The 15,732-nt window shown below is 50.6% G+C and carries 11 protein-coding genes and 1 pseudogene; 6 read left to right on the forward strand and 6 right to left on the reverse strand.

Annotated features, from left to right (window positions below; translation table 11 throughout):
- Positions 1 to 11: 11 nt before the first annotated feature.
- Complete coding sequence (locus tag WKK33_RS08715; RefSeq protein WP_337933408.1) at positions 12 to 1,268, forward strand: ammonium transporter; 1,257 nt, start codon at positions 12 to 14, stop codon at positions 1,266 to 1,268.
- 170 nt (positions 1,269 to 1,438) lie between these two features.
- Positions 1,439 to 2,122 (forward strand): hypothetical protein, encoded by a 684-nt coding sequence (locus WKK33_RS08720; RefSeq protein ID WP_287769526.1) that lies wholly within the window; start codon positions 1,439 to 1,441, stop codon positions 2,120 to 2,122.
- 528 nt (positions 2,123 to 2,650) lie between these two features.
- Here the strand turns inward: WKK33_RS08720 and WKK33_RS08725 are convergent.
- The 4 genes from WKK33_RS08725 to WKK33_RS08740 form a co-directional block, all read right to left on the reverse strand.
- Complete coding sequence (locus WKK33_RS08725; RefSeq protein ID WP_337933409.1) at positions 2,651 to 4,369, reverse strand: site-specific DNA-methyltransferase; 1,719 nt, start codon at positions 4,367 to 4,369, stop codon at positions 2,651 to 2,653.
- A 3-nt stretch (positions 4,370 to 4,372) separates the two neighbouring features.
- Positions 4,373 to 5,689 carry a DNA adenine methylase gene (locus WKK33_RS08730; RefSeq protein WP_337933410.1) on the reverse strand — a complete coding sequence of 439 codons (1,317 nt, stop codon included), beginning with the start codon at positions 5,687 to 5,689 and terminating at the stop codon, positions 4,373 to 4,375.
- Complete coding sequence (locus WKK33_RS08735) at positions 5,689 to 6,891, reverse strand: phospholipase D family protein (protein WP_337933411.1); 1,203 nt, start codon at positions 6,889 to 6,891, stop codon at positions 5,689 to 5,691. Before WKK33_RS08735 ends, WKK33_RS08730 begins: the two co-directional genes overlap by 1 nt.
- Before the next feature lie 995 nt (positions 6,892 to 7,886).
- Complete coding sequence (locus tag WKK33_RS08740) at positions 7,887 to 8,147, reverse strand: hypothetical protein (RefSeq protein ID WP_337933412.1); 261 nt, start codon at positions 8,145 to 8,147, stop codon at positions 7,887 to 7,889.
- Between the two features lie 12 nt (positions 8,148 to 8,159).
- Here WKK33_RS08740 and WKK33_RS08745 point away from each other — a divergent pair, with 12 nt between their 5' ends.
- Genes WKK33_RS08745 through WKK33_RS08760 form a run of 4 tightly spaced genes read left to right on the forward strand, consistent with a single transcriptional unit; the run spans position 8,160 to position 13,794 of the window.
- Positions 8,160 to 10,130 (forward strand): AAA domain-containing protein, encoded by a 1,971-nt coding sequence (locus tag WKK33_RS08745; RefSeq protein WP_337933414.1) that lies wholly within the window; start codon positions 8,160 to 8,162, stop codon positions 10,128 to 10,130.
- A 9-nt stretch (positions 10,131 to 10,139) separates the two neighbouring features.
- Positions 10,140 to 10,559, forward strand: coding sequence for a hypothetical protein (locus WKK33_RS08750; RefSeq protein WP_337468656.1), 420 nt, complete (start codon positions 10,140 to 10,142; stop codon positions 10,557 to 10,559).
- Between the two features lie 5 nt (positions 10,560 to 10,564).
- A complete protein-coding gene (locus WKK33_RS08755) occupies positions 10,565 to 11,965 on the forward strand; it encodes an MATE family efflux transporter (protein WP_337933416.1) in 1,401 nt (466 codons plus the stop codon).
- Positions 11,962 to 13,794: a BNR repeat-containing protein gene (locus WKK33_RS08760; RefSeq protein WP_337933417.1), complete on the forward strand. Its 1,833-nt coding sequence runs from the start codon at positions 11,962 to 11,964 to the stop codon at positions 13,792 to 13,794. Before WKK33_RS08755 ends, WKK33_RS08760 begins: the two co-directional genes overlap by 4 nt.
- 106 nt (positions 13,795 to 13,900) lie before the next feature.
- Here WKK33_RS08760 and WKK33_RS08765 read toward each other — a convergent pair.
- Positions 13,901 to 14,023: pseudogene (locus tag WKK33_RS08765) on the reverse strand (KUP/HAK/KT family potassium transporter); the annotation flags it as partial.
- Between the two features lie 159 nt (positions 14,024 to 14,182).
- The gene (locus tag WKK33_RS08770; RefSeq protein ID WP_337933419.1) at positions 14,183 to 15,514 is read right to left on the reverse strand and encodes a hypothetical protein; all 1,332 of its coding nucleotides are present in this window, start codon (positions 15,512 to 15,514) and stop codon (positions 14,183 to 14,185) included.
- Between the last annotated feature and the right edge of the window lie 218 nt (positions 15,515 to 15,732).

The following is a 15,732-nucleotide window of genomic DNA, read 5'->3' on the forward strand; positions in this document are numbered from 1 at the left end:
AGGTAAAGATTATGAGTGTACAGGATTTAGCATTATCAGTTGATACCGTATGGATGTTGCTTGCAGCCATGCTGGTCTTTTTCATGCAGCCAGGCTTTGCGCTGTGCGAAGCGGGCTTCACACGTGGCAAAAACACAGCAAACATATTGTTCAAAAACTTCGTCGACTTCATGATAGGCTCCGTCCTCTTCTGGTTTGTTGGCTTCGGATTCATGTTTGGCAGCGACGGCGCCGGCTTCATCGGCATGCCCAACTTCGGCGACCTGTCGTTCTACAAAGGCGACCTCCCCACCGAGGGCTTCCTGATTTTCGAGACCGTGTTCTGCGCCACCAGCGCCACCATCGTGTCGGGTGCCATGGCTGAGCGCACAAAGTTCTCCATGTATTGCGTTTATTCGTTCTTTATCTCACTGCTAATCTACCCCATTGAGGGTCACTGGACCTGGGGTGGCGGTTGGCTCTGCAACGCCGATCCCTCATCGTTCATGATGAGCACGTTTGGCACCACGTTCCACGATTTCGCCGGTTCGGCCATTGTCCACTCCGTAGGTGGTGTGCTGGCCTTGGTGGGCGCCATCTGCTTAGGTCCCCGTTTGGGCAAGTATCGCAACGGCAAGAGCACCGCCATTCCCGGCCACAACCTGATGGCCGCCGCCCTGGGTGTGTTTATCCTTTGGTTCGGTTGGTTCGGCTTCAACCCCGGTTCGCAGCTGGCAGCCTCAGGCGAGGTGAACCGCGTAGCCATCAGCCATGTGTTCCTCACCACCAACCTCGCCGCTGTGGCAGGTGGATTGGGCACCATGTTCACCTCTTGGATCAAGTATGGCAAGCCCTCGTTCTCGCTGACGCTGAACGGCATCTTGGCTGGTTTGGTTGCCATCACCGCAGGTTGCGACCTCGTTAGTCCGCTGGGCGCCCTCATCATTGGCCTCTTGGCAGGTATCATCCTGGTGTTCTCCATCGAGTTTATCGACGTCAAGCTGCACATCGACGACCCTGTGGGTGCCAGTTCCGTACATGGCGTGTGCGGTATCCTCGGAACGCTCATGACCGGTCTGCTGGCTGTCGACTCTGGCGCCTTCTACGGTCACGGCTGGGGCTTCTTCGGAGCACAGGTGCTGGGCATCGTCTGCATCGACGTATGGGCCATCGCAGCAGGCATCGTGCTCTTCTACGGCATCAAGAAGTTGGTTGGCCTGCGTGTCGACAAGCGTATTGAGGAGGAAGGCCTCGACATCTACGAGCACGGAGAGAGCTGCTACAACTAAGCCTCCCAAGCGAACAACTAACACGATTCAAAAAACCGCACCCACGTCGGCCTCGACACTTAACCTTTTCCCCATTGTTATGTGGGAGGCCGGCTGGGTCTTAATCCCTAATCATTATGAAAGATTTGAGAAGATTAGCCGACAAGTTGAACATCCGCATGGTGGGCGCCATGGCACTCGGTCTGACAGCCTTCGCCACTGCCGCCAACGCCCAGGACAAGGTAGAGACCACCATCGCCGCCGACGTAGTGAGCCAGTACTATTGGCGTGGTCAGGAGCTGGGCGCCATCTCCTTGCAGCCCACGCTGGGCATCGGCTACAAGGGTTTCTCGCTGACAGCCTGGGGAAGCGTGGGCATCTCCGAGCCTTCCGACACCAAGGAGTTTGACCTCACGGCGGCCTACTCCACCGGAGGGTTCCACATTGGCGTAACCGATTATTGGTTCAACAGTCCCAACGAGCGCTACTTCGCCTATGCCGCCCACGAGACATCGCACGTGTTTGAGGCCAACGTGGGTTACGACTTCGGTCCGGTGGCCCTCAACTGGTACACCAACTTTGCCGGCAACGACGGCGTGAACAACGATGGCGACCGCGCCTACTCATCCTACGTGGAGGCCTCAGCGCCCTTCAAACTGGGTGGATGCGATTGGCAGGCCAGCATCGGCGCCGTGCCCTACGCCACATCGTTCTACGGCGACGCCCACGGCTTTGCTGTTACCCACGTAGGCCTGAAGGCCACCAAAGACCTGAAGATCACCGATGCGTTCAGCGTTCCGGTGTTTGCCCAGGTGGCCGCCAACCCCAGCACCGAGAAGGCCTATCTTGTGGTAGGATTTACACTGCAACCCTGACAACTCATAGGTATCGCCCCAAATGGCCATGGGCCGAGGGGGTATTATGGAAAACACTTAGTAAGAAGATTGTAATTCATCACGCGAGTTTTTAGTTATACTTAGTTCTCGTGGAGCCGGCCGTTCGAGCGAATAGCCGGCTTCTTCATGTGTTAGCCTGCCGTAGCCAGCGCCCCAATGGCCGCCAACCGAAACCCACATGCATTTTTATTCCACCCCATGGGGTAAGGTATATCGCTGAATAATATCTATAAAGATATCGTCAAGGAAACGTCAATCTAAAGAGGCCCCAAGAGATATAGACAATTACACATTAACTATATGCGTCAATTTTGACAACATTTGGAAAGAGAAGACAATAATTACGCATATACCCACCACATGGATATAGTAAACGCTTTGCTCTCTGGCATTTGTTTATCTTAGCTTAGCTCATTACTGGATTGTTGCCAACAAAAAGCAAATTTTAAAAATAAGACAAAAACTCCGCATATACCTACTACGCTCTTTCGGATCTTATATTATGTCTTAATTGGTTTTTGAATACTTCTTTTGTTCGTCTTTCGCTAACATTATTTTTTCTACTGTAGTATCCGTAAATGTTCTCCAAATCTTAAGCTCTACTGGCATATAGTCGTCGAAGAACTGCTTTACAAATTCTATGTCAAACACTAAACGAAGATCATTCTTTGCCTCGCCACACTGCCCTTCCTTACGAGTGCCAACACGTGCAACCTTGATAAGGTAAAGATCACGCACACCCTTATTTTTCAAGTATGGCATAAAATAGAAAAGTTTGTTGAGTGCCACTGTAGATGGAAACTTCTTGCCTGTATAGTAAATCTTTGCCGACCGCTCAACGTATTGTTCTAAGTTATCTTTCTTGACAAGGCCAATAAGACAATTCTTAGATGGAAGAATGCTTGAATTGCCACAACTTCCATATACGTTCATACTAAGATCCTCACGAACCATACTATTCTCTATGATAGGATTATCTTTATATCGGTCGAAGAGTTCATACAAGTTTAGTTGCTTTACAGAAACAGGCTTTACATTCTTTACCGATCTTGTTAATGAAGACGGTTGTTTTTCTCTTATCTTATTATCAAAGTCATAATAAGCAAATTCGCCACCACCTTGCCAATTTACAACCTGAGATATTCCACCTTGTTCTCCCGCAATAACGTCATTTAATCGGCGCACAACAAGATTGGTCATTTGTTCACCGATTTCTATGCCAATATATCTACGATTGAGTTTGTGAGCAGTGGCTATAGTTGTACCTGATCCTAAATAGCAATCCAAAATCAAGTCACCTTCATTACTTCCAATTTCAAGAATCTGCTTAATCAATTCTTCAGGCTTGGGAGTATCAAATACTTGATCCACGTCTGGAAACAATGACAGAAGATGTTTCTTTGCAGAATCTGTCGTGCCATAATTGTCACCAGACCATAGAGTCTCTGGAGTTAAGCCAATTTTTGCGTCTTTCAGAAACTTCTTAATACGGGGAGTGTTATTTCCATCAAGACCAAACCAAATGTTACCATCTGCAATTTCCCTAAGCATGCGTTCTTGGTTATAACTCCAACAACGCCCTTTGGGCGGATTAAACTCTTTTCCTGTTGGAGAGGTAATAGAATAAAACTGACTTGCCACAGCATGGCCGGCTTGCACACTTGCAGAAATGGATTGCCAAGGTCCACGAGGATCATTATCAGGATTCTTGTATTTTGAATCTATAAAACCTTCCCCTACAGGCAAAAGATTGCGAGACTTTTTGAATGCTTTAATATCCCTCGTATAGACAAGAATATACTCATGATTGCACGAGAAAACCGCCCTATTTTCTCTTGTTTTTCGTTGTTGCCATATAATTGTACTTGCAAAATTCTCTCGACCAAATATAGTGTCTGCCTCAACTTTAAGATAGGCCATTTCCTTATCGTCTATAGATATCCACACACTACCATCTTTAGTAAGCAGTTGTTTTAACCACATTAGTACAGCCCTCATTTCCTTTAACCATAAAGCTGTTGAAGTATTGTCATCATAGTAGTGATATGAGTCTCCATTATTATAAGGAGGATCGATATAGACGCACTTTACCTTCCCTCTATAAGCTGACGCAAGTTCTGGAAGAATCGCCTTATTATCTCCTTTGATTAGGAGGTTTTGGCAATTCTCATTTCCTACAGATATTTGCTTGTCAAAAACAAATTTTATATTATCCTTTAATTGCATTTCCTATTTGTCTTTATTTGTGCATACAATTAATAATTCCGCTTCATCGGACGCATCGAGGAAGTGTTCTGCTGAATTCAATTTATTATGCTTAAACGAACCCGCAGAAACAATCTCCACTGAGGCAAAGTATTCTTTTGCCCATGTTATGAGTTGTTGCATCGTAACGACTCGCGGATGACTCTTCTTTGTTTCATCGTAAGGCGAGTACGACAACAGCAGATTCCTGTTTGTAGATGAAGCATTTTCAAACATAGTTTTGAAAGCATCTGGCGCCTGGCTCTTAATACAGAATGGTGACTGATGTCTATTTTTTCGATATATTCCGTTACTTACATGAAAATCTCCATGTATATTTGTTGTTGACAACTCAGGTGTATCCCTTAGTGTCATTGTTTCTAATACGTGATAGAATCTACTGTAGTGGTCGCGAGTATATGGAGGATCAGCGTAAATGGTTCTCACTTTATCAGAAAGACCTCTTAAACAATCCATATAGTCACCTTGGATGACCACATGTTCATTATTTGACCTAGGCAACTCTATGTAGCGTTGCAACCACTCCTTGTACAGCCCAAGTACATCTATAGTTTTATCCTTAACAGCTTTGTTATAAACAGTAATCTTGATCTCACCCTTCGAGTTTCGAGCTTTGATAGGTTGGGCAAAATGTTTACCCACAGTATCGACCACATCGCTGGCTGTGCTCAACAATGCGGCAAGGTATAAGTCTCTATTATCCTTTTCAACATATGTACTTATGGCCTCCAATACTATATCTATCTGAACAGCTTGCCTGTATGAGAAATACACGCCTCCATAATAACGACTTATCAGCGACCTTACGTCTAATAAACCATTACTTTTTAAATTATCCCAAACCGATTGTAGTTGTTCGGTTATATGAGAGACATTATGTTCAATACTATAAACTTCAACAGAGCCATGTTCAAGGATGTCTGTGAGAACCTCAAGATTTTTATGCTCTATAGCCTCCTCTTCCATTGTTATTAAGGGAAGGAAACTCTCATACAAAGAACCCTCTTTAACAATCTCGCTCAAAAAAACATCAATGTCCAAATTAGTAACATGGAAGTCCTTCATAAGTGCATTAGTGATCACCCTGGAGTATGCCTGAATATCACATGAAGTAACACAGAACTTGTTTGATAATTTATAGGAAACGCAACCAGAGCCTGCGAAAAGATCACAGACGCCTTCACCTTCCTTAGTAACATTAAGCACATTACCCTCAATGAAATCAAGTAGGCGCAATTTACTACCTAGATAATTGAGGGTTCTAAAGTTGTATTTCATCATTACACAATAAGTTCTGGATATAGTGCATGAACAGCTTCAACATTGCGGATAACACGCTTTAATTCGCCTGCTCGTCTTGGTTTCGCCTCCATGTAGAGATATTTCTTTATTGCCTCATAGGCTGGATAATCAGGCATTAGAACTTGATACAAAAACTCTGAACTATCGAGTTTTACAAAAAGACCTATTGGACGTTTGTCATTCCCTGGATATTCTCCCATAGTTTCAGCACATTTAATCTCAAAACGGAAATTGTTACTCTTTACAGTGACCGCTTGCCTAGTCTCAATAGCCCCTAACGCACCATCTTTCGAGATATTCATTAAATCAATCGTGTATGTATTATCATTGCGTTGAGCGCCAAAGAAATTTTGGAAGATCTCAATAGGAAAATTAACTTGTTTCCAACGAGGTCCTCCTCCTATTTCAGCGATCAAGACCTGTTCTCCAATTGGGCGCAGTTCTTCTGTCTGTTTTTTACTCTTTTGTTTTGCTTTTACAGTCTTTACCTTAACCAGTCTCTGTTTACGTTTTGGAGTAAATCCTTCTGGCAATTTTTGTATTCCAGCTTTTCCAAATTCTATACTTCTATGTTTACTGGCAGAAGGCTCATCATCGGTTCCTTTATCATATCTTTCAGAACGCTGTGACTCCAAAGTGACAATTCTGTCCTCGTATAACTTTTCTATAAGTTCTTGGGTCAAAGGGTAAAGATTTACTTCTGTACCTTCAAGAATGCCTTTCCAGTATTCATAGAAATTAGCCAAAACAGGATTACTCTTAATATCTTTTATCATCAATGAGCATTCCACATTCTGAACTAATCCTGGAACAGTGAGGTTATTCGAACCTACAATAAGGCTAAAAATATCTTCGTTTTCAAACAAGTAAACCTTCGGATGAAAAATGTTAAATTCATTAGTATGATAGATTTTTGCATCAACACCCCAGGACAGCACTTCTTCAAGAGCTTCTTTAGAAGTGCCTTTTTGGTCAACACCAAGGATAATTTTTAGCTGACATCCTCTACCCTTAGCTTCTTGGATTTCCTTTGATAAGGCAGAGACACCTCCCTGACTTGCAAATGCCACAAGACAGGTAAACGAATTGTATCGATGAGACTTGAACAACCCTATAAGTTCTTTACCGACGGATGTATTCTCTTTTAGATTATATCCTTGACCTATGATTATTGTGTCCATATTATATATGTTCTAATCGTTACTAAAAATTAGCAGACTTATCTTTTCATGAGAAAGCAAACCATTGAACATCAAGAACTTGTCTACAGCTTGCGTATGTCAGACAATGCTCTTACCTTCGTGCTGCTTAAAACTCAAACAAAGAACATCTGCCAAATGGCAAAGGTAAGCATAAAAACTGAGAAAGCAGCTTCTTTTAGATGCATTTTTTTATAACAAGGTTTTTAATGCTCTCTCGACAAAACCTTCAACAAGGTGCTTAGCAGACGCAACTGCACATACAACGGCGACCAGTGTTGCAAAATCTTATCAGCATTACACGAGATATACCTTTGCAAAGACGAGTGTGTTAAGGGTGTAAAGGCAAAATGACACTTCTGCACGAGAATCCCAACGTACAGCCTCTTTAGATCCATACGACCTGATGTACGAGCAAGAAATTGGCTACAACTATACGCTCTATAAGTCTTCATCCATCAACGACTTCCATTTCAACACAAACAAGAAACTAAGCAAGTTGCTAATAAGACTAAGTGAAAAATGGGATTGTTCATTTCTAACAGATGAAGGGTTAACCATTAGGGCTATAAGAGGCATCTCTTCGGCTTCATTCACATGCACTTCTTTTCTCTATCATTCTCTCACTTATGGCCGCCAACCGCTGCTGTCGGGGTGGGCGATGAGGCGACGAGCGAGGTGTGGTTCGTAAGGTTTTTTGGTTAGAAAACGGTGTTGCGATTTTGCGTGAAACAGAGGACGGAAGGACCGTTTTTACGCCTCGAAAGCACGAAAAATGAGTCATCGGCTTGCGGTTAGGCATCTATCGAGACGCGAAAGACCATCTATCGAGACGCGAAAGCTAAGAGATGGCAATGCGATACATGGTCTTTCGCCACGCCATTAGGCAGAGATGGGAGGGCGAAATGGGAAGAGCGAAACCCGAAATACGTACACATAACTGCAACTCGCTGATTATCTGACAGTTGCAAAAATCATCAAGAATGGCGTATTTGCGAGCGAATGTACCTGCGGTGAAGAACAAATGTTAAATTGAGGAAAGGTTTGTTGGCGTTTTTCCCAGGAGCATCTCTCATTGGAAATGATTGGCGGCGCGTTCCATTGCTCTTCGTCTTGGCCTCAAACGTCGGCGCTCGGATTTGCCCGAAAAGCCGCCACTGCCCCACGAAAAAGCCGAATGATAGGCTTACTGACACTAAATTCCAAACAAACCACGCACTATCTGATTTCTTTTTCATAACTTTGCAGTGATGAATGCAGTATCGCCCTTACAAGCCTTACAACAACAACGCCTGTTGCTCCAGTTGGAGTATCAGGTGGAGAAAGAGGCGTTTCGCAAGCAGACCGAGCGCGTAGGCCTCGGCCGCAAGGTGAAACGCGGTGACGCGTGGTTTCCCCTCAGCGTTGGACGCACCTATTACAACTCGCTCAACCAGTATTGCGTGGAGGTGACACGCACCGCCGACCAAGACATTGAGCACAACTTCGAATACGGCAAGCCTGTGGTGTTTTGGACCGTAGACGAGCCCACGACCGCCACATCGGCGGCCCAGGGTGGCGTGCGCTATTTCAATTTCACCGGCACCGTGTCGTATGTGGATGGCGACCGCATGGTGGTGACCATCCCTGAGGGACATGCCTTCGACCTGCAGGGCAGCACCAAGCCCATCGGCGTGCAACTCTTCTTCGACGAGACGAGCTACCGCTGCATGTTTGAGGCGCTCGACCGCGTGATGAAGGCAAAGAACGGGCGGTTGGCCTACCTGCGCGACCTCTTCTACACCAACATGAAGCCGCAGACGCTCTCCTTCGAGCCCATGCGCTTCCCCTGGCTCAACACAACGCAGGAGCACGCCGTCAACGAGGTGCTCAGGGCCAAGGACGTGGAGGTGGTGCACGGACCTCCGGGAACAGGTAAGACCACAACGCTCGTCGAGGCCATCAACGAGACGCTCATGCGCGAGAGCCAAGTGTTGGTGTGCGCACAGAGCAACATGGCCGTCGACTGGATATGCGAGAAACTCGTAGACCGCGGCATCAGCGTGCTGCGCATCGGCAACCCCTCGCGCGTCAACGACAAGATGCTCGGATTCACCTACGAGCGACAGTTTGAGGGCCACCCCGACTATCCGCAGCTATGGGCCATCCGCAAGGCCATTCGTGAGCTCAGGCAGAAGCGCAAGGGGCGCGACGCCGGTTACCACCAGAAGTTGGAACGGCTGAAGAGTCGCGCCACCGAACTCGAGATACGCATCAACGCCGAACTGTTCGGGCAGGCGCGCGTCATCGCCTCCACGCTCGTGGGCGCCGCCAACCGCCTGCTGGAGGGCCAAAAATTCTCCACCCTGTTTATCGACGAGGCCGCACAAGCCCTTGAGGCGGCCTGCTGGATAGCCATCCGGCGCGCCGGGCGCGTCATCCTGGCGGGCGACCACTGCCAGTTGCCGCCCACGGTGAAGAGCATTGCCGCCCTCAAGGCCGGACTGGGCAAGACGCTCATGGAGCGCATTGTGGAGCGAAAGCCCGAGTGTGTGACGCTCCTACAGGTGCAGTATCGCATGAACGACGACATCATGCGCTTCAGCTCCGACTGGTTTTATGGCGGCAAGGTGAAAACGGCACCGCAGATTAGCCATCGCGGCATACTCGACCTCGACTATCCCATCGACTGGATCGACACCTCGCAGATGGAGGTGGGACCCGACGAGCCCACCTTCAAGGAGCAGTTTGTAGGCGAGAGCTTCGGGCGCGTCAACAAGGGCGAGGCCAACCTCACGCTGCAAACGCTCGAGCAATACTTCACGAAGATTGGAAAGCAACGAGTGCTCGACGAGCAGATCGACGTGGGGGTCATATCGCCCTATCGCGCTCAGGTGCAATACCTGCGCCACCTCATCAAGAAGCGCGAGTTTTTCAAGCCCTTCCGACGCCTCATCACCGTCAACACGGTCGACGGGTTCCAAGGACAGGAGCGCGACGTGATCCTCATATCGCTCGTGAGGGCCAACGACGACGGACAAATAGGCTTCCTGTGCGACCTGCGCCGCATGAACGTAGCCATCACCCGGGCCCGCATGAAGCTCATCATCTTGGGCGACGCCTCGACCATGACGCGCCATCCGTTCTACAAGAAGCTCAACCAATACATCGAGGACCTGCACCACGGACAGGCGGCCACCGCAACCTCCAGCGGCGAGCCTCAACCCAACAACATCGAATAAGCAACCACCATGTTACAACGCGACTATTTCATACGCATCATCGAGGAGTTTATGGCTGCCATCAGCCGTTTCCTGGAAAAAGACATCGACAAGCGCACCGACGACGACCTGCGCGACCTCTATCGCCAATATGTGGGCGACTACGAGACGCTACGCAACTTCACCGCGCACGAGGCCATCGACTATGCACGTGAGGAGTGGGCCGACGACCGACGCACACAGAAACTGGAGATGCTGGCCGAACTGCTCTATGTGGAAGGCAGCTACAAGCAGAAACCACTGCGCGACATGCTGCTCGAGAAGGCGTTCCTACTGTTTGCCTATGTAGACCGCCACAGCAGCGACTTCTCGCTCACCCGCAAGGCCCGCATGAGCACCATCAAGGGTATGCTGGGCTCCGCCCTCAACCTCGACGACATCATGATTTAACCCTTATGGACAACAACACCAACACGCTCCATAACCCTCGCACCCAAGGCGGCATGACCGACATGACCGTGGGATCGCCCGCCCGCGGCATCCTCCGCTTTGCCGTGCCGCTCGTATTGGGCTATATTCTCCAACAGATGTACCAAGTGATCGACGCCGTCATCGTTGGCCGATGGATCGGCGTGGGCGCCCTGGCCGCTGTGGGAGCGTCGAGCAGCATCATGTTTCTCATCATGGGTTTCTGCAACGGCTCGTGCGCCGGCTTCGCCATACCTGTGGCGCAAGCCTTCGGCGCCATGGATTTTGCCAAGATGCGGTCGTATGTGAGCAACGCCGTGCGCATCGGCGTGGTGCTGGCCGTGGTCATCACCCTGCTCAGCTGCGCCTTCTGCTCCAAGATCCTGCACCTCGTCAACACGCCCTCCGACATTTTCGACGACGCATGGACGTTTCTCTTCCTGCAATTCCTGGCCATCCCATTCACCATAGCCTACAACCTTCAGGCCAGTCTCATACGCGCCTTGGGCGACAGCAAGCACCCATTCTATTTCCTCATCTTCTCGTCGCTGTTCAACATTGCGCTCGACGCAGTGCTCATCTTCGGCCTCGGCATGGGAGTGCTGGGCGCCGGTGTGGCCACACTGCTGGCACAGGCTTTCTCGTCGGCGCTATGCTATGGCTTCATCCGCAGGAAGATGACCGTGCTCATTCCGCAGGGCGACGAGCGCGCCTACGACAACAAGCGCATATCCATCCTGCTCAACAACGGGGTGCCCATGGGCCTGCAATTCTCCATCACGGCCGTCGGCGTCATCATGTTGCAGAGCGCCAACAACGCCCTCGGCACCCTTTACGTGGCGTCGTTCACCGCCGCCGTGCGCATCAAGTATCTCTTCACCTGCGTGTTTGAGAACATCGGCGTGGCCATGGCCACCTATTGCGGACAGAACATCGGGGCCGGAGAGATCGACCGTGTGCGGCGTGGCGTGTTCGACGCCCTGCGCATCATGCTGGTGTATTTTGTCTTCACGTTCCTTCTCATCTATCCCTTCGCCAACGAGATGATGCGGATGTTTGTAGACGGTTCGGAGCAGGCTGTCGTCGACAACGCCGCCCTGTTTATGCGCATAGCCAACTATTTCTACCCCATGCTGGGGGTGCTCACCATCCTTCGCTACTCCATCCAGGGACTGGGCTACAGCAACCTCTCGATGCTCTCGGGCGTGATGGAGATGATAGCGCGCTGCGGCGTAAGCCTGTGGCTCGTGCCGGCGCTGGCCTTCACGGACGTTTGCCTGGGCGACCCGGTGGCGTGGGTGGCGGCCGACGTGTTCCTTGTGCCCGCCTTCTGGCTTCTGTATCGACATCTGAAACATACAAACAAACTTAACACAATCAACAAATGAAACGTATTCTACTATCACTGGTCATAACAATGGCGGCCTTCGTATCGGCGATGGCCTCGCACACCGTGACCCACGAGGGCGCCTGGTGCTGGTTTGCCGACCCGCGCGCCATCCACTACGAGAACGCAAGTGGCTCCATCAACGCCAGCTACATCGGTTACATCGATGTTCATGGCAATGTGAAGGCTACGCAAATAGATTTCCGCAACAACCGTCGCACGGAGGTGTTGATACGCTCGGTGTTCCAACCCGACGACCACAACAACCCCACGTTCATCGTGTTGCCCGACGAGCGTGTCATGATTTTCTACACCCGCCATACCGACGAGCCGAAGATCTGGTATCGCGTGTCGGTGAAGCCGGGCGACATCACGCAGCTCGGTGAGGAGAAATTCATCTCTACAAAGAACAACACCACCTATCCGTCGCCCTTCATCCTCAGCGACGACCCTAACCACATCTACCTCTGCTGGCGCGGCATCAACTGGCACCCCACCATGGCGCGCATCACCATGCCCGACGCCAACGACAATGTGACGGTGGATTTCGGACCGAAGCAGATCGTGCAGTCGACGGGCGCACGTCCCTACGCCAAGTATCACAGCAACGGCAAGGACAAGATTTACCTCACCTACACCACGGGCCATCCCGACAACGAGATGCCCAACTGGTTGTATTTCAACGTGGTGGACATCAACCACGGCAACGGCCCCATCCTCAAGGACATCAAGGGCAACACGTTGCAGCAGGTGGCCGACGGCGTGTTCCGCGTCAACAAGAGTGAGGCGTATCTCAACCAGTATCCCTTTACCGTGGTAGACCACACGCCGGGTGTGCGCAACTGGGTGTGGCAGATCGCGCTCGACCAGGACGCCAACCCCGTGATTGCCTACACCCATATCGACAACGCCAAGACCACGCATGCCTACCACTACGGCCGTTGGACGGGCAACGAATGGCGCGACACATGGGTGCAGCTGGGAGGCCACGCGTTCCACCAAAACTGGAACCGCACGGAGCGTTGCTACAGTGGTGGCATGGCGCTCGACCCCGAGAACATCAACACGCTCTACCTCTCCATTCCCACCAAGGAGGGCGCATACAATAAGGAGGGCGTTTACGAGATTTGGAAATACAACGTGGCCGACAATGGCAAGGTGGAATCGTCGGAGCAGCTGACACGCAACTCGGACAAGAACAACATGCGCCCCTACCTGTTGCCGGGCTCAAAGAACAGTGCGTTGCGACTGGCGTGGATGCATGGCGACTATTATTACTGGATGGTCAACAAGCATTATCCGAAGGGTTACCCCACAAGCATCGTGGCCGACTACAACCTGCCGGAAGAGAAGGTGGACCTCGGCAACGGGCTGGTGGCACAGGCCAAGGGCTGCAAGAAGTTTAGCGTTGCCGCCACGTTCCATCAGGAGAAGGACGAGAAGCGCACCAGCGACGCCACGCTCTTCGCCAGCGACCAACTGACGGTGGGCATCACAGCCGACAACTACATCTTTGTGAACATGGGCAAGGGTAGCAAGGCCAAGAGCGTGAAGAGCGGCAACCTCTTCGCCACAGCCGACAACTGGGCACTCTACTCCACCGGAACATCGGGCGACACCCACGTTACGCCCATCACCGACGCCACGCTGACCACCACCTACGACGGCGCCACCCTGCGCGTTTACCGCAACGAGGTGCTCGAACTGTACATTCCCTGCAAGGGCCTGAAGCTCAAGAACGTTCGTTGTGGCAACCTCAGCACCAACCTGCAACAGTGGAGCCGCGCACTCAACCAAGACGAAGTGGGCGCGCTCAGCAACAAGCGCTAAGGCCACACCACCCATCAGCGCATTCGCTAAACGACAAAGGCGTACAACCGAAGTCTCATCGAGATTGGTTGTACGCCTTTGTGCTATTCTTCCTCCACAACCCTGGCAATGCGCCCCAAATGGTGCTCTCACCAATGGTTTCGCCAGTATGGAGGATGGCCTTCATCACATAGAGCGGTGACGAGCCGATGTCGCCAAACACAATGCCCAATGTGATGAGCATTGCCATGAAACGTAAATCATCTGATTTGTTTAACAAGATTTAGTAGAATAATCCATACCGCTACCCGTGGGTAGCATACCAAAAATATAGCCCAAGGCATCACGCCCTGGGCTATAGGTGCCAAGTGGTTCGCTTCCACTCGGTCGTTATGAACTTATGCTATGTTTATTTTTCGATGGTCTTGATGGCCTTGCCGTTGGTGAGCTGCAGGATGTTCAAACCCTTGAACTTGCTCTGGCGCTTGGTGCCGTCGATGGCATAGCGTGCTCTTACGCTGGCTGCCTTGGCCTTGTTGACCTGCACCTTCTCAACACCTGTGCCGACCGAAGCGGCAGGATCCTCTGTGTCGAGAATCCACGACACCCAGTTGCCGTCGGGCTCCTCGCCATCCTCAACCTCAGCGGTGGTATCGACCACATAACCGAAACCTGAGATGTAACGGCCATCGGCAGAGATGCCACACGGTGTGTTGAAACCGCCCTCATCGTAAGCGGCCAAGCGAGTAGCACCAGGGAAAGCTGTGGCAAGACGCTCAATGTCGGCCTCGCCCTTCTTCCATCTGTATGCCACACGAGAATCATACTCGCTACCATAGAAACCTACCACGGTGCCATCGTTCGACACAGCGAAGGCGTAAGTCTCAGCGCCTACGTCGGCAAAGCGGTCATCGTCTTCGTTGGCAATGAAGAAGTCGACCGAGTCGTTCTCCGTGTTGTAACGGGCCACGCCCTTCACCGACTCCCACTGGCTAATGTACTTCTCGAAGTTCACAGCAAGCCACTTGCCATTGGCGCTCATCACCGTCTGGTCGCAGCTGAAGATGGCGTAAGGCATGGTCGACTCCATCGAAGGAGCGAAGAATCGACGTGAGATGGGATAGCTTGAGAATGTCTTGCCGTCCTTGTTGAGGGCCCACAGCGTAGCGGGGCGCGTAGCCATGTCGTCAACATAATAGCCCGAGATCAGCGAGTCGTCGCTCACCGACAGGGCCGAAGCGCCGACGGAATTGTAGCCCAAGAACTTAGCCGACGACTGGGGCAGGTCGACCGGTGTGCCATTGCTGAAGTAGCAAGGCGTGCCTTCTTCATCATCACCATCGTAACGGGCGCCTACGATGAGCTTGCCGTTGGGGCTGATGCCGATAAACAGGTACTGGTCGGCCGCACCAAACGACTTGACGGTGTTGGTGTTGAAGTCGAACGTGCAGGCTGGACCGTTCCATCCCACAGCCAGACCATCGTTGGAGATCGACTTGATCTGCAGGTCGGTGTTCTCGTCCAGAGCGTCGTACATCTGAACCTTCTTGGTCTCGCGATCAAACAGGAAGCCACCGCTTGTGGCGTAAACCGATCCACCAATATATCGGCCGTTAGGCGACATGGCTGTAGCCATTGTGCCCAGCATGTCAGCGTCGGGGACCTCAGTAATACCGTTCTGCGCCATCACAGCGCCACTTGTTGCCAGCATGGCAACCATGGTGAGTAAAGTTTTTCTCATATTCTTGATGTTTTAATGTAAAGTTCGTCAATTCTCTCTTCTGGGACGTCCCACCCTGCCGTTGCCACGCCGCAGTCGACGGCCTTCGGTCATTGTTACGTCCTTTTTCGATTGCAAATTTAATACTTTATCATCAAACAACGAAGAAAAAGTTATAAAATGTTTTTACTAGTGATGCGATATTAATCGCTTAACTATAGTTATATATTTGATATTTA

Source organism: Hallella sp. (assembly GCF_037460745.1).
In the GTDB taxonomy this organism is placed as follows: Bacteria; Bacteroidota; Bacteroidia; order Bacteroidales; family Bacteroidaceae; genus Prevotella; species Prevotella faecis.

Bases quoted from the DNA above. Each gene is read 5' to 3' on its own strand.
- WKK33_RS08770 (WP_337933419.1), bottom strand. From the start codon at position 15,514: ATGAGAAAAACTTTACTCACCATGGTTGCCATGCTGGCAACAAGTGGC.
- WKK33_RS08720 (WP_287769526.1), top strand. From the start codon at position 1,439: ATGGCACTCGGTCTGACAGCCTTCGCCACTGCCGCCAACGCCCAGGAC.
- WKK33_RS08735 (WP_337933411.1), bottom strand. From the start codon at position 6,891: ATGGACACAATAATCATAGGTCAAGGATATAATCTAAAAGAGAATACA.
- WKK33_RS08760 (WP_337933417.1), top strand. From the start codon at position 11,962: ATGAAACGTATTCTACTATCACTGGTCATAACAATGGCGGCCTTCGTA.
- WKK33_RS08715 (WP_337933408.1), top strand. From the start codon at position 12: ATGAGTGTACAGGATTTAGCATTATCAGTTGATACCGTATGGATGTTG.
- WKK33_RS08755 (WP_337933416.1), top strand. From the start codon at position 10,565: ATGGACAACAACACCAACACGCTCCATAACCCTCGCACCCAAGGCGGC.
- WKK33_RS08745 (WP_337933414.1), top strand. From the start codon at position 8,160: ATGAATGCAGTATCGCCCTTACAAGCCTTACAACAACAACGCCTGTTG.
- WKK33_RS08740 (WP_337933412.1), bottom strand. From the start codon at position 8,147: ATGAAAAAGAAATCAGATAGTGCGTGGTTTGTTTGGAATTTAGTGTCA.
- WKK33_RS08730 (WP_337933410.1), bottom strand. From the start codon at position 5,689: ATGATGAAATACAACTTTAGAACCCTCAATTATCTAGGTAGTAAATTG.
- WKK33_RS08750 (WP_337468656.1), top strand. From the start codon at position 10,140: ATGTTACAACGCGACTATTTCATACGCATCATCGAGGAGTTTATGGCT.
- WKK33_RS08725 (WP_337933409.1), bottom strand. From the start codon at position 4,369: ATGCAATTAAAGGATAATATAAAATTTGTTTTTGACAAGCAAATATCT.